Origin of the sequence: Photorhabdus viridis (genome assembly GCF_040256935.1) — a bacterium.
Classification (GTDB): domain Bacteria; phylum Pseudomonadota; class Gammaproteobacteria; order Enterobacterales; family Enterobacteriaceae; genus Photorhabdus; species Photorhabdus viridis.
Map to the genome: position 1 here is coordinate 1 of NZ_JBEJZY010000234.1, position 569 is coordinate 569.

The following is a 569-nucleotide window of genomic DNA, read 5'->3' on the forward strand; positions in this document are numbered from 1 at the left end:
GTGCTATTCGCTTTCTTAATCAAGTCATTATGAGTGGATTGATTAAGGTTGAGGAACTCAAACATGACTTTCTGTGGCCCTATAAAGCGGAAGTGGTGTTTGCTATCAGAGAAGAGGCTGTGCCCTTACCCATGCTGGCGACCAGTCTGGTCTCTAAACAGCGTTATGGTGATAATTTACCGCAATCCAGTAATCCGTTTGTCCGGCCTTCTGCCGACGATGCAGAGAAATTTGGCGTTTTACGCATTCGCCGCCCCGATATTATTTTGGTTAAAGAGGAAACTCTCCGCTGGCCGGGCAGAAATGCCACTTACTTCGATGGCTCCGTACACCCCGATAATCTGAAAATGCTGATTGAGGTGAAATTTCCGGGGGATGACCTAACTGAGGCACAACAAACTGATTACATTCAGATTGCCACCGAAGACCGCTTTGGTGTAATGCGTATCAGCGATAATCGCACCGAGGAGCAAAAACAGTATGATGAAGCATGGCGAAAACATTATCAACCCGGTTCCCAGCACTATAAAAATCCGATACCACTGGCCCCTCTGCCGCCCGGTTCGCCT

The 569-nt window shown here is 48.0% G+C and carries 1 protein-coding gene; it reads left to right on the top strand.

Annotated features, from left to right (window positions below; genetic code table 11):
• On the top strand, positions 1 to 569 hold a 569-nt coding region (locus ABR397_RS23140; RefSeq protein WP_350307751.1), incomplete at both ends, for a VRR-NUC domain-containing protein.